Here is a 24,308-nt window from a genome sequence, read left to right as displayed (position 1 = left end):
GGGTGGAGTTTATTCCTTGGCGGCAGCGCGCAGGGCCAGCTCGGCCAGGATGCGCTGCCGCACCTGCTGACGCAGGCGGTGTTTGCACTGGGGGCCGCAGGTCAGCTGGCGGCCGTAGGCGAAGGGGTGCTCGACGGCACTGATGGGATGGCGGGTGCCGCAGACGGGACAGATATGGATGGGCATGGCCGTCCCCTCACAGGCGCTGCTCGGCGTAGCGGGCCAGGGCCGCCGGCTGGTCGGCGATGCTGGCGGCCACCAGATAGACCTCCCGCCCCGGCCCGCCGCCGAGGGCCACGGCCAGGGCGATGCCGGCGGCCCCGGCCGCCACCGCCAGCCGCAACGGCGCCTCCCAGGCCGCCAGGTAGCTGGCCAGGGCACGACGCCCGACGCTATCGCGGGAGAAGGAAACCTGGCCGAGGGCACGGCCCTGCTGGCGGGCAGCCAGTTGCAGCTGGTCGCCGTCGATACGGATTCCGATACAGACATTGGCATTCATAGGACACCTGGGAACGAAGGGTGGCGCGGCACCCGATGCCCACAGATTAGAAAAGGGGCTGTTGCAATGGGGTCAAAAATAGCCGACCCCGTATCAAGATGGCGTTAAGAATCGCCCCCCGAATCCGGCAGCAACAAAAAAAAACCGGCCCGGGCAAGGCCTGGGCCGGCACAAGAAACAGCTTCCCCGGGGGAGGTGGAAGCTGCTGTCGGAACCCGTTAGAAGGAACGTCCCACCTGGAGGACGAGACGGTCCTTGTTCAACTCCCGGGTTTCGCCATTGGCAGCGGAAAGGCCGCCCACCGGAGGCCGGTAGAAGCGGTCGTTGGTGGCGCCGACCCAGGCGCCGGAGAGGCTCCAGCCGCCGCTGAGGGTCTTGGTCAGGCCGAGGCGGTAGTCGGTGTAGTCGGCGCTGATGCCGCCGTAGGTGGCTTTGACGTCGGTGCGGCCCAGGTGCAGGTTGAGGGTCAGGTCCTCGGCCAGGGGCACGTTGGCGCTCAGGTCGTGGTAGAGGCTGCCCTTGGTGTCGCCGCTGTAGCCGGTCTTGGTGTTGGCGCCGAAGTAGTCCGTGAGGGACACGGACAGCTTGTAGCTGAGCCAGCGCCAGGAGAGGCCGCCGTTCAGCTCGAAGTTGTCGAACCTCTGCCCCGGCAGGGAACAGGGGGCCGCCCAGGCGGCGGAGGGACAGGTCCCTTTGTCCACATTGGCGCCGGGATACCAGTAGCCGTAGCCGCCGACGGTGTAGCCCCAGTCGTCGTCCAGCTTGCCGTTGTAGCCGGCGTAGTAGTCCACCTCCAGGTTGCCGCCCGGATAGGAATTGCCGGAGACGTTGGAGGCCCACAGGCCGGCATAGAGGCCGTTGCGGTGGGCCAGGTCCACGCCGCCCTGGAGGGCGGGTCCGCCCCAGGTCTGGTCGATGCCGCGGAAACGGTATTCGCTGACCAGGTTGAGATTGCTGCTGACGGAAAGGTCCGGAGCGGCCTCCGCCTCGGCCCGGGCGGCGCCGGCGGCAAGCAGAAGCAGGGGCAGAAGTACAAGGTGCTTGGAGTTGTTCATGGGTTTTTCCTGTTTTGGGATGAGGAGGAAGGTGCCGGGGGACGGTGTCCCAGCAGCCAGCCGGCCAGGGCGATGGGGGCGAAGATGGCCAGCAGCAGGTGGCAGAGGTCCAGGAGCGGGCCGGTCATGGCGGGCTCTCAGGGCGCCACCTGGTCCAGGGCCCGGTTGAGGGCCAGGACATTGACCCGGGGCTCGCCCAGGAAGCCCCATTGGCGGCCTTCCGTGTGGCGCTCCAGCAGGGCCAGCACCTGGGCTTCCGGCAGGCCCCGCAGGCGGGCCACCCGGGGCGCCTGCCAGCGGGCGGCGGCGGGGCTGATGTGGGGATCGAGGCCACTGGCGGAGGCCGTCACCAGATCCACCGGGATGGGGGCCTGCTGGCTAGGGTCCGCCGCCTTGAGGGCGTTGATGCGCTCCTGTACCGCCGCTTCCAGGGCCGGGTTGAGGGGCCCCAGGTTGGCGCCGCCGGAGCTGCCGCCGTTGTAGGGCATGGGGGCGGTGGCGGAGGGACGGCCCCAGAAGTAGCGGGGGTCGGAGAAGGGCTGGCCGATGAGGCGGGAGCCCACGGCCTGGCCGTTTTCCTTGAGCAGGCTGCCGTTGGCCTGGTCGGGCATGGTGGCCTGGGCCAGGCCGGTGACCAGGGCCGGGTAGGCGGCGCCGGTGAGGGCGCTGAGCAGCGCCAGGAGGATCAGGGCGGGTTGCAGTTCCTTGAGCATGGAAGTCTCCTTAGGCCAGATGCAGGCCGACAAGCATGAGGTCGATGGCCTTGATGCCGGCGAAGGGCACCACCAGGCCGCCCAGGCCGTAGACCAGCAGGTTGCGGCGCAGGATGGCGGCGGCGCCCTGGGGCCGGTAGGCCACGCCCTTCAAGGCCAGGGGGATGAGGGCGACGATCACCAGGGCGTTGAAGATCACCGCCGAGAGGATGGCCGAGGCCGGCGTCGCCAGGCCCATGACGTTGAGCACGCCGAGTGCCGGATAGGTGGCGGCGAAGGCGGCCGGGATGATGGCGAAGTACTTGGCCACGTCGTTGGCGATGGAGAAGGTGGTGAGGGCGCCCCGGGTCATCAGCATCTGCTTGCCCGTCTCCACGATCTCGATCAGCTTGGTGGGGTTGGAGTCCAGATCCACCATGTTGCCGGCCTCCTTGGCCGCCTGGGTGCCGCTGTTCATGGCCACCGCCACGTCGGCCTGGGCCAGGGCCGGGGCGTCGTTGGTGCCGTCGCCGGTCATGGCCACCAGGCGGCCGTCCTGCTGGTGCTGGCGGATCAGCTTGAGCTTGGCCTCCGGCGTGGCCTCGGCCAGGAAGTCGTCCACCCCGGCCTCGGCGGCGATGGCGGCGGCGGTGAGGGAGTTGTCGCCGGTGATCATCACCGTCTTGATGCCCATGCGGCGCAGTTCGGCGAAGCGCTCCTTGATGCCGCCCTTGACGATGTCCTTCAGCTCCACCACCCCCAGCACCCGGGCGGCGCCGGCGCTGGATTCGGCCACCGCCAGGGGCGTGGCGCCGCGGCGGGCGATGTCGTCCACCGCCTGCTGCACGGCGGCGGTCCATTCGCCGCCCAGGGCCAGGATGTGGGCCTTGACCGCATCGGCGGCGCCCTTGCGGATGCTGCGCCCCTGCCAGTCGATGCCGCTCATGCGGGTCTGGGCGGTGAAGTGCACGAAGCTGGCGCCGTCGGCGTGGATGTCCCGGCCCCGCTGGTGCAGGCGCTCCTTGGCCAGGGTGACGATGGAGCGGCCTTCCGGCGTTTCGTCGGCAAGGGAGGCGAGCAGGGCCGCTTCGGCCAGTTCCTTCTCGCTGACGCCGGCGGCGGGGGCGAAGGCGGCGGCCTGGCGGTTGCCCAGGGTGATGGTGCCGGTCTTGTCCAGCAGCAGCACATCCACGTCGCCGGCGGCTTCCACCGCCTTGCCGGAGGTGGCGATGACGTTCTTTTCCATCATCCGCCCCATGCCGGCGACGCCGATGGCCGAGAGCAGGCCGCCGATGGTGGTGGGAATGAGGCACACCAGCAGGGCCACCAGCACCGTCACCGTGACCGGGCTGCCGCTGCCGGCGACGCCGACGCTGTAGATGGAGAAGGGCAGCAGGGTCGCCGTGGCCAGAAGGAAAGTCAGGGTCAGGGCCACCAGCAGGATGGTCAGGGCGATCTCGTTGGGCGTCTTCTGCCGCCTGGCCCCTTCCACCATGCCGATCATGCGGTCGAGGAAGGTCTCCCCCGGATTGACGGTGATCTTCACCACCAGCCAGTCGGAAAGCACCCGGGTGCCGCCGGTGACGGCGCTGAAGTCGCCGCCGGACTCCCGGATCACCGGGGCCGATTCGCCGGTGATGGCCGATTCGTCCACCGAGGCCACGCCTTCCACCACCTCGCCGTCACCGGGAACGACGTCGCCGGCCTGGACCAGCACCACGTCGCCCTTGCGCAGGTCTTCCGAGGGCACGGTGTGGAAGGGGGAGCCGGAGTGGGCTTCCCGCAGCTTCTTGGCCCACACGGTCTTCTTCAGCCCCTTCAGGGCGGCGGCCTGGGCCTTGCCCCGGCCCTCGGCCACGGCCTCGGCGAAGTTGGCGAAGAGCACGGTGAACCACAGCCACAGGGTAATGGCCAGGATGAAGCCGGCGGGGGCCTCGCCCTCCCCGGCCAGGGCCTGGAGCCACAGGCCGGTGGTGAGCAGGCTGCCCAGCCAGACCACGAACATCACCGGGTTCTTCACCTGGTAGCGGGGGGAGAGGCGCTTGACCGATTCCCAGGCAGCTGCCTGCAGCAGGGCCCGGTCGTAAAGGGATTGGCTTGTTGTTTTCATCGATGACTCCTTAGCGGACGCCGACCATCTGCAGGTGTTCCACCACCGGCCCCAGGGCCAGGGAAGGCAGGAAGGTCAGGGCGCCGACCACGATCACGGTGCCGATCAGCAGCACCACGAACAGGGGCGTATGGGTCGGCAGGGTGCCGGCGGACGGGGGAATGCGCTTCTTCGCGGCGAGGGAGCCGGCGATGGCCAGCACCGCGGCGATGATGGTGAAGCGGCCGAAGAGCATGGCCAGGCCCAGGGCGGTGTTGTAGTAGGGCGTGTTGGCGCCCAGGCCGGCGAAGGCGCTGCCGTTGTTGTTGGCGGCGGAAGAGAAGGCGTACAGCACTTCCGAGAAGCCGTGGGCGCCGGGGTTGAAAATGCCCGCGGTGCCTGCTTCCACCATCACACTCAGGGACGTGCCGAGGAGCACTGCCAGGGGCGTGGCGAGGATGGCCACGGCAGCCATCTTCATCTCGTAGGCCTCGATCTTCTTGCCCAGGTATTCCGGGGTGCGGCCGATCATCAGGCCGGCGACGAAGACGCCGACGATGGCGAACACCAGCATGCCGTAGAGGCCGGAACCGACGCCGCCGAAGACCACCTCGCCCAACTGCATCAGCCACATCGGCACCAGGCCGCCCAGGGGCGTGAGGGAATCGTGCATGGCATTGACGGCGCCGCAGGAGACGGCGGTGGTGACGGTGACGAAGAGGGAGGTGGCGCTGATGCCGAAGCGGGCCTCCTTGCCTTCCATATTGCCGCCGGCCATCAACTCGCTGCCCTGGGTGGCCAGACCGAGCCGCTCGAACAGGGGGTTGCCGGCCTGCTCGGCCCACACTTCCACCGCCAGCAGGGCCACCAGGATGGCGGTCATGGCGGCGAGGATGGCCAGGCCCTGGCGCAGGTCGCCGACCCAGCGGCCGAAGGTGAAGCAGAGGGCGGCCGGGATGAGGACGATGGCCAGCATCTGCAGCAGGTTGGAAACCGGGGTCGGGTTCTCGTAGGGATGGCTGGAATTGGCGTTGAAGAAGCCGCCGCCGTTGGTGCCCAGGTGCTTGATGGCGATCTGGCTGGCCGCCGGCCCCAGGGCCAGGGTCTGCTCCCTGGCGGTGGCTGCTTCCAGCACCGGCTTGCCCGCGGCGTCGAGCACGGGCTGGCCGTCGGCACCGACCTTGGGCTGTTCATAGTCCACCGCCTGGGTCAGGGGCACGCTGGCGTAGGGCGCCACGCTCTGCACCACGCCCTGCCCCACCAGAGCGAGGGCCAGGATCAGGGACAGGGGCAGCAGCACGTAAAGGGTGGAGCGCACCAGGTCGATCCAGAAATTGCCGATGCCGCCGGCCTCCTTGCGCTGGAAGCCCCGCATCAGGGCCACCACCACGGCCATGCCGGTGGCGGCGGAAAGGAAGTTCTGCACCGCCAGGCCGAGCATCTGGGTCAGGTAGCTCATGGTGGTCTCGCCGCCGTAGGCCTGCCAGTTGGTGTTGGTGACGAAGCTGACAGCGGTGTTGAAGGCCAGATCCGGCGTGGTGTTGGCCATGGCCTGGGGATTGAAGGGCAGCCACAGTTGCAGGCGCTGCAGGGCGTAGACGGCGAGCACGCCGAGCAGGCTGAAGGCCAGCACGGCGCCGGCATAGCGGCGCCAGCCCATGTCGTCGCCGTGACGCACGCCGGCCAGGCGGTAGCAGAAGTTCTCCAGCGGCCGCAGCCAGGCCACGAAGGCCGGCAGGTCGCCCCGGTAGATGCGGGCCATGTACAGCCCCAGGGGCCAGGCCAGGAGAAAGAGGACGGTGAAGAAGAAGCCGTACTGCAGGAGGAGGTTGGCGCTCATGAGAAATCCTCCGGGTAGAACAGCACGGCCAGCAGATAGGCGAAGAGGCCAATAGCCACCGCCAGGGCGATCAGGTAAAGGGGCGCCATCACGACCTCCGCAAGCGGTCGAAACAGGCCACCAGGCCAGCCGTCAGGGCAAAGAAGCCGACGGCCAGGCCGATGTAGAACAGGTCCATGGAAATCCTCCGTATGCAGATGGAACATCACGCTCGAACTGTAGGCGGGGAGGAATCAAGACCTTGCTAAAGCTGGGGAGGGCCTCGTTAAGATGGTGTAAAGAAATCTGGGCTAGCTGGAACGGCAGAAGGGACGGGCATCTCCAGGCATCATTGGCTGGCAGGAGCGTCCTGCTTGCCTCCCAGCCGAGGGGCTTGGGACGGGCGGGAGCGCAGGAGGATTGGACTCAGGAAAGGAGAGGAAGACAGTGGAGAGCGGCCACGGCACCGCCACCCCGGGCAGCGGCCCATGGGTTCCACATGCAGGAAGGAATAGAAAGGAAAGGAATCGCCACCGCCAACGGCGCGGCGGCAGCCATCCGATTTACGGAAGCGGGGCGCCTCAGCCCCGGGGCAGCAGGCGCTCCAGTTGCTGGGCGAAGACGTGGCGGTCGGACTGGCTCATGGCGGCAGGGCCGCCGGTCTCGACCCCGGCGGAGCGCAGGGTGTCCATGAAATTGCGCATGGAGAGGGCGGCCTGGATGGTGCCCTTGTCGTAGGGCTCGCCCCGGGGCGTGAGCACCCGGGCGCCCTTGGCGATGACTTCCGCCGCCAGGGGAATGTCGGCGGTGATGACCAGATCCCCCGCCGCCACCCGGGCGACGATCTCGTTGTCCGCCACGTCGAAGCCCTTGGGCACCTGGATGCTGCGCAGGTAGGGCGAGGGCGGCGCGTAGAGGGCCTGGTTGGCCACCAGGGTGACCAGGATTTGGGTGCGCGTCGCCACGCGGAAGAGGATTTCCTTGATGGCCTTGGGACAGGCATCGGCATCGACCCAGATTTGCATGGTCAGCGGGTTCCGAAGGGGAGAATGGCCGGCAGCTTACCGCAAGCGCCCCCAACTGGCAGCGGGGCGGGCCGGATTCCGTCCGCCGCCCGGAACCGGGACCGGGGAACTTCGCCAGACGGGAGTGCCGCTGCCGCCAGCGGATGGAGACCCGCCGGGGGAGCTGCGGCGGCGGTGTCGGCAGACAATCCCAAAAGAAAAAGCCCGGCTTCAAGCCGGGCTTTTTTGCAGCGGATGCTGGCGGGGCGAATTACATGCCCATGCCCATGCCGCCCATACCACCCATGCCGCCCATGTCGGGCATGCCGGCGGCGGGCTTGTCTTCGGCCAGCTCGGCCACCATGCAGTCGGTGGTCAGCATCAGGCCGGCGACGGAAGCGGCGTTCTGCAGAGCGGTGCGCTCGACCTTGGTGGGGTCCAGCACGCCCATTTCCACCATGTCGCCGTACTCGCCGGTGGCGGCGTTGAAGCCGAAGTTGCCCTTGCCTTCAACCACCTTGTTCACCACCACGGAGGGCTCGTCGCCGGCGTTGGCAACGATTTCGCGCAGGGGCTGTTCCAGGGAGCGCAGCACGATCTTGATGCCGGCGTCCTGGTCGTGGTTGTCGCCCTTCAGGTTGCCCAGGTTGGCGCGGGCGCGCAGCAGGGAAACGCCGCCGCCGGGGACGATGCCTTCTTCAACGGCAGCGCGGGTGGCGTGCAGGGCGTCTTCGACGCGGGCCTTCTTTTCCTTCATTTCGACTTCGGTGGCAGCACCCACCTTGATCACGGCCACGCCGCCGGCCAGCTTGGCCACGCGTTCCTGCAGCTTTTCGCGGTCGTAGTCGGAGGTGGCGGCTTCGATCTGGGCACGCACCTGGGCCACGCGGGCCTTGATGGCGTCTTCGGAACCGGCGCCGTCGATGATGGTGGTGTTTTCCTTGCCCACTTCGATGCGCTTGGCCTGGCCCAGGTCGTCCAGGGTAGCCTTTTCCAGGGTCAGGCCCACTTCTTCGGAGATCACCTGGCCACCGGTCAGGATGGCGATGTCTTCCAGCATGGCCTTGCGACGGTCGCCGAAGCCGGGAGCCTTGACGGCCACGGTCTTCAGGATGCCGCGGATGTTGTTCACCACCAGGGTGGCCAGGGCTTCGCCTTCCACGTCTTCAGCGATGATCAGCAGGGGACGGCCGGCCTTGGCGACTTGTTCCAGCACGGGCAGCAGGTCGCGGATGTTAGAGATCTTCTTGTCGAACAGCAGGACGAAGGGATTGTCCATGACGGCAATCTGCTTGTCCGGGTTGTTGATGAAGTAGGGGGACAGGTAGCCGCGGTCGAACTGCATGCCTTCGACGACGTCCAGTTCGTTGTTCAGGGACTTGCCGTCTTCAACGGTGATGACGCCTTCCTTGCCGACCTTTTCCATGGCATTGGCGATGATGGTGCCGATGTCAGCGTCGGAGTTGGCGGAAATGGAACCGACCTGGGCGATTTCCTTGGTGGTGGCACAGGGCTTGGAAATCTTCTTCAGCTCTTCGATGGTGGCGGCGACAGCCTTGTCGATACCGCGCTTCAGGTCCATCGGGTTCATGCCGGCGGCCACATACTTCATGCCTTCGCGCACGATGGCCTGGGCCAGCACGGTGGCGGTGGTGGTGCCGTCACCAGCCAGGTCGGAGGTCTTGGAAGCGACTTCCTTGACCATCTGGGCACCCATGTTGGCGAACTTGTCCTTCAGTTCGATTTCCTTGGCCACGGACACACCGTCCTTGGTCACGGTGGGGGCGCCGAAGGAGCGCTCCAGCACCACGTTGCGGCCCTTGGGGCCCAGGGTCACCTTGACCGCGTCGGCCAGGACGTTGATGCCTTCGACCATGCGGGCGCGGGCGGAATCACCGAATTTGACTTCTTTAGCTGCCATTGAAATTCTCCAGAATCTGTTGAATGGGAAAGGGGGAGAGGCTTAGGCCTCGACCACGCCCATGATGTCTTCTTCGCGCATGACCAGCAGTTCCTGGCCGTCCACCTTGACGGTCTGGCCGGCGTACTTGCCGAACAGGACGCGGTCGCCCACCTTCACGTCGGGGGCGTTCTGCTTGCCGGAATCGTCACGCTTGCCGGGGCCAACGGCCAGGACTTCACCCTGATCGGGCTTCTCACCGGCGGAATCGGGGATGACGATACCGGAAGCGGTGGTGCGCTCAGCTTCGACGCGCTTGACGATCACACGGTCGTGCAAGGGACGGATTTTCATGGGGATAGCTCCTTGTAACGAAGTTATTGCAGGGATTCAGGGGCCTCTCGGCCCGGTCAGGCGGGGTGGTGAAGGCCTAGCCTGTTAGCACTCACCCCGAACGAGTGCTAATGATAGGGACGGCCTTGTCTGATTTCAAGGGCGACAACTCGATTTTTTTCTTGCAGGCCCACCACCGCCGCACTCCGAGGCCAAGAACGGCCTCATACCCACCCAATACCGCGCCGATATTTAGTCGTACCGCCGCCTGTACAGCCCCTCCCCTTCCGCTCCACTGCCGGCTTCCCAAAAAAACCATGAAGGGCGCCTCAGCTCACTATTTTTCCACTCACACGGAATAAACCGCCAACCTTCCTCGTTAATCCTCTACAAGGGGCCGGATCAAGGCTCGGCGCATGGTTTTGACCACCACTGGTTCTAGCTGGGGTGGAATGCCCGATCCGGGGAACCAGCCCCGCCAGCCCCCAATTGTCATTCGTCATTTATCGAGGTTCCAATGAAACTGTCCGTCCTGCCCCTGACCTGCGCCGCCCCACTGCTGCTGGCCGCCCTGCCGAGCCTGGCAGCCGTCCCCGAAGAAGTTACTGCCCCCGAAGTGGTGGAAGCCATTGAGGGCACTTTTGGCGTGACCCCAGGCCAGCGCCGCAACCATATCAAGGGCACCTGTGCCGCCGGCGACTTTGTCGGCACGGCCGAAGCGGCCAAGTATTCCCGCTCGCCCCTGTTCAGTGGCAAACGGCTTCCGGTGGTGGCCCGCTTTTCCCTCTCCGGTGGCAACCCCAAGGCACCCGATACCGCACGCAGCGGCCGGGGCATGGCGCTGGAATTCCGGCTGCCCAAAGGCCAGACCCACCACATCACCATGCTCAATACTCCGGTCTTCGGCGCTGCCTTTCCGGTCACTTTCCGCGACCTGATGATCGCCATGCGCCCCGATCCAGCCACCGGCAAGCCGGACCCCGAAAAGATGAAGGCCTTCAAGGCGGCCCACCCGGACAGTCTGCCCCAGGCCGAGTATCTGGCTAACAATGCGCCCCCTGCCAGCTACGCTACCAGCCCCTTCTGGGGCATCCACACCTTCAAGTTCATCGACCGAAAAAACAAGGTGACCCTGGTTCGCTGGAAATTCGTGCCCCAGGACGGAGAACAGCGGCTGAGCGAGGAGGAGCTGAAAGGGGCTGAGCCCAACTTCCTTGAAGCACGTCTCATGGAGCGGGTAGCCAAGGGCCCCATCCGCTGGGACATGATGGTATCCATCGGCCAGCCGGGTGATGCAGAAAATGATGCGACGGTCCTATGGCCCGCGGATCGGCCCCAATTCAAGGCAGGAACCCTGACCATCTCAGCGGCGAGTCCCCAAAAAGGTGGGGAATGCGAACCCATCAATTTTGATCCACTGCAGATGAGCGACGGCGTGGCTCCGACCCAGGACCCCATCCTGCTGTTCCGCTCTCCCGCCTACGCAGTTTCCTTTGCCAAGCGGTTGGGTGGCCTATAGATGCGCCCGCCCCGGGGAGTGCTTCCCCGGGGCACTTTGAGGAAGCGCCGGGAGACGGCAATATTCCAGCCAGTAGTAAAAGGCCACCGCTTTGACCCAATACGACTCAAGCTCAGATGATGAAAGCCGGATGCTCGCCAGCATCCCCAACCTGCGCCGCTACGCCCGCGCCCTCCTGGGCCGGGCGGGGGAGGCAGATGACCTGGTGCAAGAAACTCTGACCCGGGCCTGGCATCGGCTGCCCACCTACCGGCGGGACGGAGACATTCTGCCCTGGCTGTTTACCATCATGCATAACCTGCACATTGATCAGATACGCCAGCCCAAGCTTATGACCTTACCAATGGAAGAAGAGGCCACCGGTATCGCTGAGCGTCCCCGGCAGCACGACAATCTGGAATTGCGCGACCTGGATGCGGCCCTGGAGCGGTTGCCCGAAGACTACCGCCAGGTCTTACTACTGGTGGGTCTGGAAGACATGCCCTATGCCCAGGTCGCTGAGATCCTCGGCTGCCCCATCGGCACCGTGATGTCCCGGCTGTCCCGGGCCCGGGCCAAGCTCCGGGCCCTGCTTGCAGACGATGCTCCCTCCTTGCTAAAGGTCGTGACATGAGCCATCACTCTCCCCCCCCCTTTTCCGACGCAGAACTGCATGCCTATGTGGATGGCGCCCTGCCCGACCACCGGCACACAGCGGTCACGGCCTATCTGACAGACCACCCGGAGGCTGCCGCAACCGTACGCAGCTACCAAGAGCAGAACCTCAAGCTGAAAACCCTGTTCCGGCCGGTCTTACATGAGCCGATCCCCAAGAGGCTGTTGCAGGCAGCCCGGGCACCGGCAGAACACAGCGCAACAGCCAACTCCTGGCTGCCGACTTGGTCCTTGCAACGCCTGGCCGCCGGAGTCCTAATTGCTACTGTCAGTGGCAGCGCCGGCTGGGTTGCCAACAGCCTGCATCGGAGTACCGAACCCACAGCCAACCAGGCCCAGTCCAGCCATTCGGCCCAACGCTTTGCCCATCAGGCAGCCATTGCCCATGTGGTCTATAGCCCAGACATCAGACGTCCCGTGGAAATTGGCGCCGAACAGGAGGACCAGTTAGTCACCTGGCTATCCAACCGCCTCAATGCCGAGGTCCAGCCCCCAAAGCTTGGTGCCATGGGCTTTGAACTCATCGGAGGGCGGCTACTACCGGGGGTTTCCGGGCCGGTGGCTCAGTTCATGTACCACAATGCCCAGGGCCAGCGCCTAACCCTCTATGTCTCCAGCGAAAGCAAGGGGACCACCGAAACTGCCTTCCGCTTCACTCAGGAAGGTCCAGTCAATGTGTTCTATTGGGTAGACCAAAATTTCGGCTACGCTATCTCTGCTGGTATTGAAAAACCAGAATTGGCTCACGTCGCCACTGCGGTATATGAACAGTTAGCAAACCGAAAATAATCTCTCGGTACCGGAAGTACAGCGTCCGGGCCGGGCTTTGCGGCGATTCCCGGACTCGCCCCCGGGCCGGAGCCGCCCCTATAATGGCAGGTTTCCCAGTCCCCCCGCGGGGCCCCGGACAGCCATGCGCCCCTTGCCGGTGGCGGACGACGGCCCGGCGGCGGCCCCGCCAGATTCCGATGCAGCCCATTCGCCTGACCCTGCTTTGCCTCGCCGCCTGCCTTGCGGCCTGCGCTGCCCCCACACCTCCCGCTGTCATCAGCACGCCACGGCCACCGGCCCCGGCCCGGGCCGGCGTGCCGCCCCCGGCCGAAGTGGTGGCCACGCCCCAGGCCCCCAGCGTCTATTTCTCCCCCGGCGATGCCGAGGTGCCGCCGGCGGCGGCGCCCCTGCTCGACCAGATGGCCGAGGAGCTGCGGGCCGACCGGCTGCGGCGCCTGGTGCTGCGTGCCCACACGGACCACCTGGGCAGCAAGGAATACTGCCTGGCCCTATCGGAGAAATGGGCCTCCCTGGTGGAGGCCGCCCTGGTACGCCGAGGCGTCCGCGGCACCCAGATACTCATCCGCGCCCGGGGCAGGGAACTGGCGCCGGCCTGCGACAGCGAAGCCTGCCGCAGTTCCTGGCGCCGTGTCGAACTGGTGCTGCAGCCCTGACCCCCCTTTGGCGGCCATGCCGCCGGCCCGCCCTCCTCCCTGGAATTCCGCCATGCCCATGACCTACGAAGAGTATCTGGACGAAGTCACCACCCTGATCACCGAGAAGTACGACCTGGAGGACGAGGCGGCCATCGCCCTGGTCATGGCCGCCCAGGACAAGGAGTACTTCTGCCCCCACGACGACGATCCGGCCCTGCGCAACCTGGAGCAGGCCCACGCCGACGCCCGCAAGCTGTTCAAGGAACGGCAGAACTTCCTCGCCTGAAAAAAATATTTTTCACAGCGGCACCGCGCCGGAACGTCCGCCCCCCCCTGACGGACACCCGCCGGACCAATGCCGGCGCCGTTCTTTCCGCATTTGCACCACCCCCTCCCCCTCCCCGTCCGCGGTTAATCGCGGACGCGGCCACCTGGGCTGCCAAGCCCAAAAACCGAATCAAAACAGCGCTTCCGCAATTTACGCATTGATAAATCGATTGCACCAGTCGACATGAAACACCCCATTGCAACGGCATAACTGTCAAGAAAAATTGACGCAGCGCACAAATCGTTTTTCCATTAAATCATTCACTTACCGAGACTCGAAATTCTTCCGTCCTGACGCAAAAAGTTCTCATTGGAGTAAGGGAACTGTAAGTCTTCGGGGACATAGTTCGGCTCCATGGCCATTCCTTCGATTGGCCCGGAGGTTTTTTAGGAGGAGACAAATGAGTCAACAAGAGCTGACCAAGCGGATTCGGGCAAACCCGAAATTCCACGAGCTGAAAAGCAAGCGCAACGTCTTTGGCTGGACCCTGACCGTCATCATGCTGCTGGCCTACTACGGCTATATCGCCATCATCGCCTTCGACAAGGCGCTGCTGGCCCAGAAGCTGTCCGAAAGCGGCGTCATGACCGTCGGCATTCCCGTCGGTGTCGGCCTGATCCTGTTCACCGTCGCCATCACCGGCCTCTACGTCCGCCGCGCCAACAGCGAGTTCGATGCCCTGACCGAGCAGATCGTCCAGGAGGAAATGAAGAAATGAAAAAACTGACCAACACCCTCGCCCTCGCCGGCCTGGGCCTGCTCAGCTCCCCGGTGTTCGCCGCGGCGCTGGAAGGCCAGGCCGAAAAGCAGGCCACCAACTGGACGGCCATTATCATGTTCGGCGCCTTCGTGCTGCTGACCCTGTGGATCACCAAGTGGGCTGCCTCCAAGACCAAGACGGCGGCTGACTTCTACACCGCTGGCGGCGGCATCACCGGTTTCCAGAACGGCCTGGCCATCGCCGGCGACTACATGTCCGCCGCTTCCTTCCTGGGTATTTCTGCCGCCGTGTTCGCCAACGGCTACGACGGCCTGATCTACTCCATCGGCTTCCTGGTGGGCTGGCCCATCATCATGTTCCTCATGGCCGAGCGCCTGCGGAACCTGGGCAAATTCACCTTTGCCGACGTGGCAGCCTACCGCTTCCAGGCCACGCCGATCCGCGCTCTGGCGGCTTCCGGCACCCTGGTGGTGGTGGCCTTCTACCTGATCGCCCAGATGGTGGGTGCCGGCCAGCTGATCAAGCTGCTGTTCGGCCTCGACTACTGGATGGCCGTGGTGCTGGTCGGCATCCTGATGATGGTCTACGTGCTGTTCGGCGGCATGACGGCCACCACCTGGGTGCAGATCATCAAGGCCGTGCTGCTGCTCTCCGGCGCTTCCTTCATGGTGTTCATGGTGCTAGCCAAGTACGGCTTCTCCCCTGAAGCCCTGTTCGCCGACGCCGTGCGCATCAAGACCGACCTGGCTGCCAAGGGCCTGCTGGCCAAGGCGCTGGAAACCGATCCGAGTGCCACTGCCGAGACGGTCGCTGCCGCTGCTGCCGCCAAGGGTCAGTCCATCATGGGCCCGGGCTCCTTCATCAAGGATCCCATCTCCGCCATTTCCTTCGGTATGGCCCTGATGTTCGGTACCGCCGGTCTGCCCCACATCCTGATGCGCTTCTTCACCGTGCCGGATGGCAAGGAAGCCCGCAAGTCCGTGTTCTGGGCCACCACCTGGATCGGTTACTTCTACATCCTGACCTTCATCATCGGCTTCGGCGCCATCGTGCTCGTCGGTACCAACCCCGAGTTCCTGGATGCCAAGGGCGTGCTGAAGGGCGGCGGCAACATGGCGGCTATCCACCTGGCCAACGCCGTGGGCGGCAACGTGTTCCTCGGCTTCATCTCTGCCGTGGCCTTCGCCACCATCCTGGCTGTGGTTGCCGGTCTGACCCTGTCCGGTGCCTCCGCCGTGTCCCATGACCTCTACGCTTCCGTGTTCCGTCACGGCAACGTGGATAGCGCCACGGAAATGCGCGTGTCCAAGATGACCACCGTTGCCCTGGGCATCATCGCGGTGGTGCTGGGTATTGCCTTCGAAAAGCAGAACATCGCCTTCATGGTGTCCCTGGCCTTCGCCATCGCCGCATCCGCCAACTTCCCGGTGCTCTTCATGTCCGTGCTGTGGAAGGATTGCACCACCAAGGGCGCCTTCTACGGCGGCTTCCTGGGCCTGATCACCGCTGTGGTCCTGACTGTCCTCTCCAAGTCCATCTGGGTCGACATCCTGGGCAACAAGACGGAAATCTTCCCCTACGCCTCCCCGGCCCTGTTCTCCATGGCTGCCGGCTTCATCGGCATCTGGCTGTTCTCCCTGATGGATCGCAGCGAACAGGCCGCCAAGGAACGCGTCGCCTACCTGGATCAGGAAATCCGCTCCGAAACCGGCATCGGTGCCGCAGCGGCCTCCTCCCACTAAGAAGCAAACCGACCCACCTCACAGCCCGGGGCTCGCCCCGGGCTTTTTTTTTGCCCGTCCGGCTCCCCCCATTTTGAATATTAGAAAACTCTGAACTTACATATAATGGGCGCCGGCCTCATTCCGGCCCATCCCGACAAGAAGCAGCCCAAGTCCGACCCCGCCGCGTTTATTCCGGCCGCCCGTTATACGGAACCCACCGCCATGACCCACACCGCCCCCACGCCCGCCCGGCTCTCCCTCTTTCCCGTTTCCTTCTTCTCCACGGTAATGGGCACCGCCGGCCTTGCCATCGCCTGGCAGAAGGCCCACCTGGTCCTGGGGGCGCCGGCGGAAGTGGGGCAATGGTTGCGCTGGCTGGCTACCGCCGTGTGGCTGCTGACGGCCCTGGTGTACGGCCTCAAGTTCCTCACCCACCGGGTCGCCGTCCTCGGCGAATGGCGCCATCCGGTGCGCATCAACTTCTTCCCCACCATTTCCATCGGCCTGCTGCTGCTGGCCATCGCCTGGGCCGAGGACGCCCCCGGCCTCGCCGCCCCGATCTGGGGCCTGGGCGCCGGGCTGCATCTGGCCTTCACCCTGGCCATCATGGGCGGCTGGCTGCACCACACCCACTACGAGATCAAGCACGCCAACCCGGCCTGGTTCATCCCGGTGGTGGGCAACATCATCGTGCCCGTGGTCGGCGTGCGCTTTGCCCCGCCGGAGTTGTCCTGGTTCTTTTTCAGTATCGGGCTGGTGTTCTGGCTGGTGCTGCTGACCATCGTCATGTACCGGCTCTTCTTCCACGAGCCCCTGCCCCTGCGCCTCACCCCCACCCTGTTCATCCTCCTGGCGCCGCCCTCGGTGGGTTGCGTGGCCTGGATGAACCTGACCGGGGAGGTGGACGCCTTTGCCCGCATCCTGCTGCACACGGCCCTGTTCCTGGCCCTGCTGCTGTTTTCCAATGTGCTGCGCTTCCTGCGCGTGCCCTTCTTCCTCTCCTCCTGGGCCTATTCCTTCCCCCTGGCGGCGGTGACCATCGCCACCCTGGCCATGGCCGGCCGCACCCACAGCACCTTCTTCAGCGCCCTGGGCATGATCCTGCTTTCCATCCTCAGCCTGGTCCTGGGCCTGCTCATCGCCCGCACCCTGGTGGCCGTCCGCCGCGGCGAAATCTGCCAGCCGGAATGAGGCCGGCGGCGGGCCGCCCGGGCCCGCCCCGTCTTACAGGGCGTCGCTGCCGCCCAGTTCCCCCACCTCGTTGGCCCAGGCCATGGCCATGATCATGGCCCGGTTGGTGGCCTCCGCCTCCAGGCCGGCGGCCTGGGCGGCGCTTTCGATGCGGGCCGACTCCAGGCTCTCGCAGGCTTCCGCCACCTCCAGCAGCTGGGCGTAGGGCCCCTGCCGCTGCAGCAGGGCCTGCTTCACCGCCGGCGGCAGGGTCAGCTGCCCCACCACTTCGGCCAGGGGCTGCTGCAGCAGCCGGTCCAGCAGGGAGAAGGAGCCACACAGGAAAAGGGCGTCGTGCTCGGCCGGCGGGAAGCGGCCGGCCCCCAGCAATTCCATCAGCCGGCCCCGGGTCAGGGCATGCTCCACCACCAGCCACTCGCCGAAGCCGCCGCCCTGGGGGGCGAACAGCAGCAGGGACAGCCAGCGGTAGAAGCGCCCCAGGCCCAGCACCACCAGGGCATGCTCGATGGAGGAAACGGGCGTGGTCAGGCCGATGCCGGGGGAGTTGATGTAGCGCAGGATGCGAAAGGAAAGCAGGGGGTCCTGCTTCAGGGTTTCCGCCAGCTCCTTGTTCTCCGCCTCGTTGCGCACCAGGTTGAGCAGCTGGATGATGCGCATGCGGGAAGCGGCACCCTTGGCCGGCGCCCAGGCTTCCTTGAGGGACACGGCGCGGCCCTGGAAATAGTCGAAGCCGCGCTGGAAGCAGAGATTGAATTCATCCGCCGTCTGCACGTTGTCGGCGATGAGGTGCACCGTGTGGCCGTCCACCGTCTTCAGGGCGTAGGCCAGGTTGCGCAGGCGCTCGCCGTCGAAAGCCGCCACATCCACCGCCACGTAGTCGAGATGGGGCCGCAGGGCGGCCAGGGCGGCCTTGTCCGGCGGCACGTACATGCCCAGGAGAAAGCCTTCCTGGCGCAGCCGCACCAGGGTCGCCGGCGGCGGCAGGGCCTCGGCCTCCACGTCGGGAGGCAGGGCCAGCATGAGCACCGTGTTCTGCCGCGGCAGGCGGGCCAGGGCGGCCGAATCCAGGGCATCGGGGCTGACCGGGACGAAGGCCAGGCGCTGCCCGAGCACCCCGGATTCGCCGGAAGCCAGGGCCAGTTCGTGGAACAGGGCTTCCTGCAGGCTGCGCTGGACGACGGCGCTGCGCCCGCCCAGGCGGGAGGCGAGGCGGGCCTCCAGATTGAACTCGTAGGCGGCCACCCGCTGCAGGCGATTGACGATGGGCTCGCGCCGCACGAAGGAATGGCGCTGCTCCTCCCCCGGCAAGGGAGCAACCGGCGGCGTGGCGGGCGCGGCCGCGCCAGAGGCGGCAGGGGCAACAGGCGCGGCGGCCTCGGCGGCGGCCGGCACTTCGCTGCGGGAGCGGAACAGGCGGGAAAACATGGGCGGGCGGCTCCTCGGATGAAGCCGTCATTCTAGACCGGGAAACCCGGCGGCGGCAGGGTCAGGCCGAGGGTTGGCGGGCCGCGCGCCAGAGGCTGGCCACCGCCGGCGAGAGCCGCTCGATGACGACGCCGCGGCGCTCGGCGGCGACGACGCAGAGGGCCAGGCCGTCCGCATCCACGGTCGTCACCTCGGAGAGGTCGATCTCAGCCACCCCCATCTTGTCCAGGGCGTGGAAGAAGTCGTTGCGCAGGGATAGATTGAGGGCGCCGGCGATGCGCATCACCTTGCGTCCGGCCAGGGTGTGCATGGACAGCACGGAGGCGATGCCGTTGCGCAGCGAGTCCTGGATCGCCCCTTCCAGCTGGATCTCGGAAGCCGGCCCCAGGTCGAAGCGCACCCCCACCAGATCGCCCAGGCCGCGGCTGATGACGATGGGCACGGTGTCGATGCCCATGCCCTGGAGCGCGAACTCCAGGCCGAAGCGGTCGCCGATGGCCAAGGGCAGGTCGGTGCGCAGCAGGGCACCGCCGAGGGAAACATTGTGCAGTTCCGCCCGCAGGTTCTGGCCCTGGTGCCCCACATAGGCCGGCAAGGGCTTGGCGAAACGGATGCGGACGTGGCGACGCTGTTCTTGCATGATGGGCTGGGCGGGGGACGGTGGGATTCGCGCTATTATCGCCCCAAAGCCCCTCCCCGAACGCCGAATAATGCGCATATTCCACCGTAGTCCCTCCGCCACCGGCCGCCTCGTGCTTGCCCTGTGGCTGACCCTGCTCTGCAACCCGCTCCACACCTACGCCGCCGGGCAGATGCCGCCGGATACGGCCACGGTCCTGCCTCCCGAGGTCACCCGGGCCCTCAACGCCGCCGGCCTGCCTCCCGGCCAGTTCGCCGTCGCCGTGCAGGCGGTGGACGCTGCCGCGCCGCGCCTGCTGCACAACGCCGCCCGCCCCATGAACCCGGCCTCGGTGATGAAGCTGGTGACCACCTACGCCGCCCTGGAAAAGCTGGGCCCGGCCTACACCTGGAAGACCGAACTGCGCGGCGACAACGCCCCCCGGGACGGCCGCCTGGAAGGCAATCTCTACCTGGTCGGCAGCGGCGATCCGGCCCTCACCCTGGAACGCTTCTGGCTGCTGCTGCGGCAGCTGCGGGACCGGGCCGAGGTGCGCCAGATCGGCGGCGACCTGGTGGCCGACCGCCGCGCCTATCGCCTGCCCCCCTTCGACCCCGCCGCCTTCGACAACGAGCCCCTGCGGGCCTACAACGTCAATGCGGATGCGGCCCTGGTGAACTACACCGCCCTGCGCTTCACCCTGGTGCCGGACCTGGCCGCGGGCAGCGTGCGCCTGGTCCAGGAAGTGCCCCAGGAAGGCCTCGCGGTGAACGCCCGCATCGCCCCCGGCGCCGGCGAATGCGGCGACTGGCGCGAAAAGCTGACGGTGCGCTTCGACCCCGCCGGCAAGCGCCTCGACATCGGCGGCACCTTCCCCCTGGTGTGCGGCGAAAAGCCCCTGCATCTGGCCCCCCTGGCCGGCGACGCCTATCTCGCCGGCCTCTTCCGCCCCCTGTGGCGCGAACTGGGCGGCCAGTTCGCCGGCCAGGTGCGGGAAGGCCCCGCCCCCGCGGGCGGCGTGCCCCTGCTGCGCTGGGAATCCCCCAGCCTGGCCGAGATCGTGCGCGACACCAACAAGTACAGCAGCAACGTCATGGCCCGCCACCTCTTCCTCGCCCTGGCCGACACCCCGGCCGGCGAGGCCGCCACCCTGGCCGGCGCCCGCCAGGGGCTGCGTCAGGTGCTGGCGGAAAAGGGCCTCAGCTTTCCCGAACTGGCGGTGGAAAACGGTTCCGGCCTCTCCCGGGACGACCGCATCGCCGCCCGCAGCCTGCTGCAACTGCTGCTGACGGCCTGGAAGAGCCCGGTCATGCCCGAGTTCGTCGCCTCCCTGCCGCTGGCGGGCAGGGACGGCACCCTGAAGCGCCGCTTCGGCAACGGCAGCAGCGCCGGCCGCGCCCACCTCAAGACCGGCTCCATCGAAGGCGTGCGCGCCTGGGCCGGCTACGTCACCGACGCCGGGGGCCGCCGCTGGGCCCTGGTGGCCCTGGCCGGCGGCCCCAAGGCCGGCGCCGCCTGGGGCCCGGTGGAGGCCCTGCTGGAATGGGTGGCGAGCCAAAGCCCAACGCCCCAGGCAGCCCCCAGCACCCCACTCTCCAACTGATCCCGCCGCTCCCCGGCGCCTAGGGCGTCGCTGCGGCTGACATTGCCAGGGCGGCGGCCACGGCCCGCACCCAGGCCTCGTCGTCCGCCTCGTCGTCCTGCCGCCACGGCCCCTGGCCAAAGACCCGGCGCCCGGTGGCCAGCCCCAGCTGGCGATAGCTCTCGAACTGGGCCTCGTCGAACCACTGGTCGGCGGTGGACTGGTGGGGGAAGTCAGGATGGGTGGCGGCGTAGTTGCCCACGTCCACCGGCTCGTCCCCCAGCACCATGGGTTTCAGGTACACCAGCACCCCGCACTCCGGGGTCGGCGGCATCCCCGCCAGGGCCTGCCGCCCGTCGTCCCAGTAGCGGATGCGCCCCACCGCCAGCCGCTGCCGCGGCGCCGCCCCGGGCAGCAGGGGACGCACGTCGATGTCGATCTCGGCCCCCAGGTCCACCCGGCACTTGCGGATGGCGTTGCCCAGGTCCTCGAACTGGAAGTCCCGGTCCTGGCCGCCGTCGCTGACCACGATCAGGCGGCAGCGGCGGCGCACCAGTTCGTACAGCCCCAGGTTCTCGAAATGGCCGCCGTCGGAGACATTGACGAAGCCGGTGTCCTCATTGACGCTGCCGAACAGCTCCCGCAGCAAGTACCACAGCCCCAGGGGCGGGCTGCTGAGGGCGGTGAACGGTCCTGCCGGATTGGGGCACCAGCGCCCCAGGCGGACATTGAGCAGGGCCATGACGAAGGCCATGGCCGGCTCGGTGTGGTAGCCCATGTTGGGGTTGGCGGCGGCACCGGAGACGGCCATGGCCATGCCCAGATGGGCGCCCTCCCGGCTCATGTAGTCCCGGCTCGGCGCCAGGAACTCGCGCCACTCGGGGCTCTGGGACGAGGGCGGCAGGAGGAAGCCACAGCGGTCCGGCGAAAAGATGAAGGGGGCCGCCTGGCGCTGCTGCCATTCCAGGGGTTCGCTGCCGGTGAGGTTGAGGGCGCCGTTGAGCAGGGGGATGGGGCGCTGGGCCGCCAGGTCCTGCAGGGGCAGGTCATCCGCCGGGTCGAAATCGGTGAAACGGTCGCTGCGCCGCTGCGGATTGGAGGCCCCCAGATAGCAGCGGGTCAGGCGGTTGCGGTAGAACTGGTGCATGGAAAAGAGATTGACGTCGATCCGCGCCGACAGGGCCCAGGCGCCCAGCAGGCAGACGCTGGCCGCCAGCACCACCGCCGCCAGCCCGGGCATGGTGAGGGACGGCGCCAGGAACCAGGGCTGCTCCCCCGCCCCGGCCAGGGTGCGCAGGCCCCATTCCCCCAGCCAGGAAAGAAACAGCAGCAGGCCGCCGATGAAAATGTAGGGTGCCGCCTGCAGCAGCCGCTCCAGCCAGGGGTTGGCCCCCTTGCCGCCGGTGGCCGGGCTGCGTCCGGCGAGGGCGCCGGCCACCGTGCTGATCAGCCAGGCGAGGCCGCCCGCCGCCGCCAGGGTCTGGCCCAGCCAGCCGAGGAAGGCGCTGCCGTAGAAGCTGACCAGGGCCACCAGGGACCAGCCCAGGCCGATGCCAATGGACATGCCGCCGGCCCGGCCGGCCCACTCCCGGGCCAGTTCGGCCAGGGCCCGCTTCATCAGGCCGATGTGCAGGGCGACCGCCAGGCAGAGGAACTCCCACAGGACGAAGGCCCCCAGCCCCACCGCCAGCCAGGGCCGGGACGGCGGTGGCAGGGCGGCGAGGAGGCGCACATAGCCGTAGACCAGGACGGCAAGCAGGGCCCCGGCCGGCAGGGCAGCCGCCAGGGAGACGCGGAAGGCGGTGCCACCGCCCCGGGGCAGGGGCAGGTCGAGGCCAGCCGCCAGCAGCCACAGCAGGGGGTAGGCCAGGACCAGGGCCGCCCACAGCGCCCCATCGCCGCCGGCCAGGGCCGGCAGCCAGGTCCCGTCGTTGAACAGGGCGGCGGCCAGCAGGGCCGCCAGCATGCCCGGCAACACGGCGCTGCGCAGCACCTGCCCCTGGCTCGGCCCGGGACGGGACGGAGCGTCGCCCACAGCGGCCGGGCGCCGGTACCAGGTCATGCCCCGGTACAGGCCCCGGGCGGCGACGGCCAGCAACAGCAGCAGTGCCGCCCACAGCCAGGGCGCCGGCGGGCCGCCCTGCCACAGGGCAAGAACGACGCCCCGCGGCAGGAACAGCAGGCCGAGAAGGAAGAGGATGAAGACACTCTGGGTCAGCAGCAGGTTGCGCGACAGATTGGCCACCGCCGCCAGGGTATCCACGCTGAAGAGACCGAAGCGGGGCGTCAGGTAGTTGCTGTAGCGGCGCAGGAAGGCAATGGCCGGATGCTCGCTGGCGCCGGTGGCCGTCTGGCTGGCGTCGTCCCGGCAGCCACCGGGCTGGCCGGCGGCTGCCACCGAGGGGGCGATGCCGACGGGGCCGGGCTGCTCCAGCTGCTGCACGGCCCGGCGACTGTCCGCATCGGTGCGGTGGATCAGGGCGGAGAGCCAGGTGCCGATGTAGCCGCCGCCGGAAACGGTGGAGAGGTAATCCACCCTGCGCAGCAGGCGGGCCTCGGCCATGGCCTGCAGCACGCCCAGGGCGAAGGTGGTGCTGCGGATGCCGCCGCCGGACAGGGCCAGGCCGCAGAAGGCGGTGCCGGCGGGAGCTGATTCAGGCGCAGCGCCGGCGTCCTCGCCGCCCCAGGCCTGGACCCGGACGGCCCCCGCCACCGCCGACTCCGGCGCTGCCGCCGGGCGCAGGCGCCGGGCCTCGTCTTCGAACTGACGCCAGCTACGGCTTCGCTCCGGGCCATCTTCCGGCAGGGGCGCGCTCATGGTTGCAGCTCCGCGCAGGGCTTGAGCACCTTGCACACGGGAGTGCTGCTGTCCTCCTGGGCGCCGCCGAGGCGGGCCAGGTTTTTGCACGATATTTCCAGGCGGTCGGCCACGGCCTGCCAGGCCCCTTGCAGTTCCTTGCCGTCCACCTTGTTCTGGGGAGCGATGATGTCCAGGGCGGCGACGAAGCCGCGGCGGGAGGCGGAGCCGTAAATGGCGTCGGCCATGCCGTCTTCCAGCACGTCGCCCACCTCGGCCAGCAGGCTCACCGGATTGCTGGCCAGCCCCCGCAGGCGCCGGGCGGTGGGCTTGATGCCGGCCTTGACCACGTCGGCCACGGCGATCAGGGCATCGGCCCGTTCCAGGGGATAGATGGCGGCCTTGCGCGCCGCCGGGGTCCACGCCAGGACCGAGCAGGCCTCGTGCAACTCGGCCTCGGCAGTGCGGATGCGCTGCAGCAGGGCCGGCGCCAGCACACCCCGGTCCTCGTGCTCCTCCAGGGCCCGGGTGCCGGCCTCGGCGAAGGTCAGCACGATGAAGTGGGCCGCCAGCTGCCGCACCCGGGCGCCGTCGTCGCCCTGGCCGGCATCGCCCAGCATCCTGGCGCAGGCGCTGTTGTCGGCGACGGCGGTCTTGCCGCAGACCAGCTTGAGAAAGCTGTCCTGCACTTTTTCCAGCCCCTTCCTTTCCTCTGCGGCGCCGGCGCCGGCGGCTCCGAGCAAAAGGCCCAGCAGGGCAAGGTAAAGGGAATGGCGGAAGGCGGCGATGGCAGAGGGATGCATGGCGCTCTCCTTGGCAGCGAATGGGCCGGCAGGCCGGGAAAATCCATTATGGATAGCCGTAAGGGTTTTTCCATTAAGCCATTTGGCATGCCAAAAGAATTTGGGCGCCAACCGCCGGCCGCCGGAC

The 24,308-nt window shown here is 67.4% G+C and carries 24 protein-coding genes; 9 read left to right on the top strand and 15 right to left on the bottom strand.

Going from position 1 to position 24,308, the window contains the following annotated elements; all coding sequences use genetic code 11:
• Positions 1-9: 9 nt before the first annotated feature.
• The 11 genes from ACLSSQ_RS03070 to ACLSSQ_RS03020 form a co-directional block, all read right to left on the bottom strand.
• Positions 10-186, bottom strand: coding sequence for a hypothetical protein (locus tag ACLSSQ_RS03070; protein ID WP_165397475.1), 177 nt, complete (start codon positions 184-186; stop codon positions 10-12).
• A gap of 10 nt (positions 187-196) precedes the next feature.
• Positions 197-499, bottom strand: coding sequence for a hypothetical protein (locus tag ACLSSQ_RS03065; protein ID WP_416243752.1), 303 nt, complete (start codon positions 497-499; stop codon positions 197-199).
• A gap of 218 nt (positions 500-717) precedes the next feature.
• Positions 718-1,554, bottom strand: a complete 837-nt coding sequence (locus ACLSSQ_RS03060; protein WP_416243751.1) for a TorF family putative porin — start codon at positions 1,552-1,554, stop codon at positions 718-720.
• Positions 1,551-1,682 carry a hypothetical protein gene (locus ACLSSQ_RS03055; RefSeq protein WP_416243750.1) on the bottom strand — a complete coding sequence of 44 codons (132 nt, stop codon included), beginning with the start codon at positions 1,680-1,682 and terminating at the stop codon, positions 1,551-1,553. The genes ACLSSQ_RS03060 and ACLSSQ_RS03055 overlap by 4 nt, the downstream gene beginning before the upstream one ends.
• A 9-nt stretch (positions 1,683-1,691) precedes the next feature.
• A complete protein-coding gene (kdpC, locus tag ACLSSQ_RS03050; RefSeq protein WP_416243749.1) occupies positions 1,692-2,267 on the bottom strand; it encodes a potassium-transporting ATPase subunit KdpC in 576 nt (191 codons plus the stop codon).
• A 10-nt stretch (positions 2,268-2,277) separates the two neighbouring features.
• Positions 2,278-4,356, bottom strand: a complete 2,079-nt coding sequence (gene kdpB, locus ACLSSQ_RS03045; RefSeq protein WP_416243748.1) for a potassium-transporting ATPase subunit KdpB — start codon at positions 4,354-4,356, stop codon at positions 2,278-2,280.
• 10 nt (positions 4,357-4,366) lie between these two features.
• A complete protein-coding gene (gene kdpA / locus ACLSSQ_RS03040) occupies positions 4,367-6,175 on the bottom strand; it encodes a potassium-transporting ATPase subunit KdpA (RefSeq protein ID WP_416243747.1) in 1,809 nt (602 codons plus the stop codon).
• Positions 6,172-6,264 (bottom strand): K(+)-transporting ATPase subunit F, encoded by a 93-nt coding sequence (gene kdpF, locus ACLSSQ_RS03035; protein WP_109040963.1) that lies wholly within the window; start codon positions 6,262-6,264, stop codon positions 6,172-6,174. The genes kdpA and kdpF overlap by 4 nt, the downstream gene beginning before the upstream one ends.
• 471 nt (positions 6,265-6,735) lie before the next feature.
• On the bottom strand, positions 6,736-7,179 hold the full coding sequence (locus ACLSSQ_RS03030; RefSeq protein ID WP_416243746.1) for a YaiI/YqxD family protein: 444 nt from the start codon (positions 7,177-7,179) through the stop codon (positions 6,736-6,738).
• A 250-nt stretch (positions 7,180-7,429) separates the two neighbouring features.
• Positions 7,430-9,079 carry a chaperonin GroEL gene (groL, locus tag ACLSSQ_RS03025; RefSeq protein WP_014235403.1) on the bottom strand — a complete coding sequence of 550 codons (1,650 nt, stop codon included), beginning with the start codon at positions 9,077-9,079 and terminating at the stop codon, positions 7,430-7,432.
• 42 nt (positions 9,080-9,121) lie between these two features.
• A complete protein-coding gene (locus ACLSSQ_RS03020; protein ID WP_014235404.1) occupies positions 9,122-9,412 on the bottom strand; it encodes a co-chaperone GroES in 291 nt (96 codons plus the stop codon).
• A gap of 496 nt (positions 9,413-9,908) precedes the next feature.
• Here ACLSSQ_RS03020 and ACLSSQ_RS03015 point away from each other — a divergent pair, with 496 nt between their 5' ends.
• The 8 genes from ACLSSQ_RS03015 to ACLSSQ_RS02980 all read left to right on the top strand — a co-directional run bounded on the left by ACLSSQ_RS03015 (position 9,909) and on the right by ACLSSQ_RS02980 (position 16,955).
• A complete protein-coding gene (locus tag ACLSSQ_RS03015) occupies positions 9,909-10,910 on the top strand; it encodes a catalase family peroxidase (protein WP_416243745.1) in 1,002 nt (333 codons plus the stop codon).
• A gap of 130 nt (positions 10,911-11,040) precedes the next feature.
• Positions 11,041-11,523 (top strand): RNA polymerase sigma factor, encoded by a 483-nt coding sequence (locus tag ACLSSQ_RS03010; protein ID WP_416243744.1) that lies wholly within the window; start codon positions 11,041-11,043, stop codon positions 11,521-11,523.
• Positions 11,520-12,353, top strand: a complete 834-nt coding sequence (locus ACLSSQ_RS03005) for an anti-sigma factor family protein (RefSeq protein ID WP_416243743.1) — start codon at positions 11,520-11,522, stop codon at positions 12,351-12,353. The genes ACLSSQ_RS03010 and ACLSSQ_RS03005 overlap by 4 nt, the downstream gene beginning before the upstream one ends.
• Positions 12,354-12,532: 179 nt before the next feature.
• Positions 12,533-13,009 carry an OmpA family protein gene (locus ACLSSQ_RS03000; RefSeq protein ID WP_416243742.1) on the top strand — a complete coding sequence of 159 codons (477 nt, stop codon included), beginning with the start codon at positions 12,533-12,535 and terminating at the stop codon, positions 13,007-13,009.
• Between the two features lie 52 nt (positions 13,010-13,061).
• Entirely contained in the window at positions 13,062-13,277 is a 216-nt protein-coding gene (locus ACLSSQ_RS02995) for a hypothetical protein (RefSeq protein ID WP_014235408.1), read from the top strand.
• Between the two features lie 442 nt (positions 13,278-13,719).
• Positions 13,720-14,037, top strand: coding sequence for a DUF485 domain-containing protein (locus tag ACLSSQ_RS02990; RefSeq protein WP_014235409.1), 318 nt, complete (start codon positions 13,720-13,722; stop codon positions 14,035-14,037).
• Complete coding sequence (locus ACLSSQ_RS02985; RefSeq protein ID WP_130459201.1) at positions 14,034-15,782, top strand: cation acetate symporter; 1,749 nt, start codon at positions 14,034-14,036, stop codon at positions 15,780-15,782. Before ACLSSQ_RS02990 ends, ACLSSQ_RS02985 begins: the two co-directional genes overlap by 4 nt.
• 105 nt (positions 15,783-15,887) lie before the next feature.
• Positions 15,888-16,955 carry an SLAC1 anion channel family protein gene (locus tag ACLSSQ_RS02980; RefSeq protein ID WP_416243741.1) on the top strand — a complete coding sequence of 356 codons (1,068 nt, stop codon included), beginning with the start codon at positions 15,888-15,890 and terminating at the stop codon, positions 16,953-16,955.
• Between the two features lie 33 nt (positions 16,956-16,988).
• On the opposite strand, the gene ACLSSQ_RS02975 is transcribed toward ACLSSQ_RS02980, so the two are convergent.
• Both ACLSSQ_RS02975 and ACLSSQ_RS02970 read right to left on the bottom strand, forming a co-directional pair.
• Entirely contained in the window at positions 16,989-18,380 is a 1,392-nt protein-coding gene (locus tag ACLSSQ_RS02975) for an EAL and HDOD domain-containing protein (protein ID WP_416243740.1), read from the bottom strand.
• A 61-nt stretch (positions 18,381-18,441) separates the two neighbouring features.
• On the bottom strand, positions 18,442-19,020 hold the full coding sequence (locus ACLSSQ_RS02970; protein WP_165397477.1) for a PilZ domain-containing protein: 579 nt from the start codon (positions 19,018-19,020) through the stop codon (positions 18,442-18,444).
• Between the two features lie 70 nt (positions 19,021-19,090).
• Here ACLSSQ_RS02970 and dacB point away from each other — a divergent pair, with 70 nt between their 5' ends.
• Positions 19,091-20,602, top strand: coding sequence for a D-alanyl-D-alanine carboxypeptidase/D-alanyl-D-alanine-endopeptidase (dacB, locus tag ACLSSQ_RS02965; RefSeq protein ID WP_416243739.1), 1,512 nt, complete (start codon positions 19,091-19,093; stop codon positions 20,600-20,602).
• A gap of 19 nt (positions 20,603-20,621) precedes the next feature.
• On the opposite strand, the gene ACLSSQ_RS02960 is transcribed toward dacB, so the two are convergent.
• Both ACLSSQ_RS02960 and ACLSSQ_RS02955 read right to left on the bottom strand, forming a co-directional pair.
• A complete protein-coding gene (locus ACLSSQ_RS02960; protein ID WP_416243738.1) occupies positions 20,622-23,399 on the bottom strand; it encodes a patatin-like phospholipase family protein in 2,778 nt (925 codons plus the stop codon).
• A complete protein-coding gene (locus tag ACLSSQ_RS02955) occupies positions 23,396-24,181 on the bottom strand; it encodes a hypothetical protein (protein WP_416243737.1) in 786 nt (261 codons plus the stop codon). Before ACLSSQ_RS02955 ends, ACLSSQ_RS02960 begins: the two co-directional genes overlap by 4 nt.
• Positions 24,182-24,308: the final 127 nt, after the last annotated feature.

This window comes from Azospira sp. APE16, assembly GCF_047901315.1.
GTDB lineage: Bacteria > Pseudomonadota > Gammaproteobacteria > Burkholderiales > Rhodocyclaceae > Azospira > Azospira oryzae.
The sequence above is the reverse complement of the archived record's forward strand: the minus strand, read 5'-3'. Positions and strand labels throughout refer to the sequence as shown.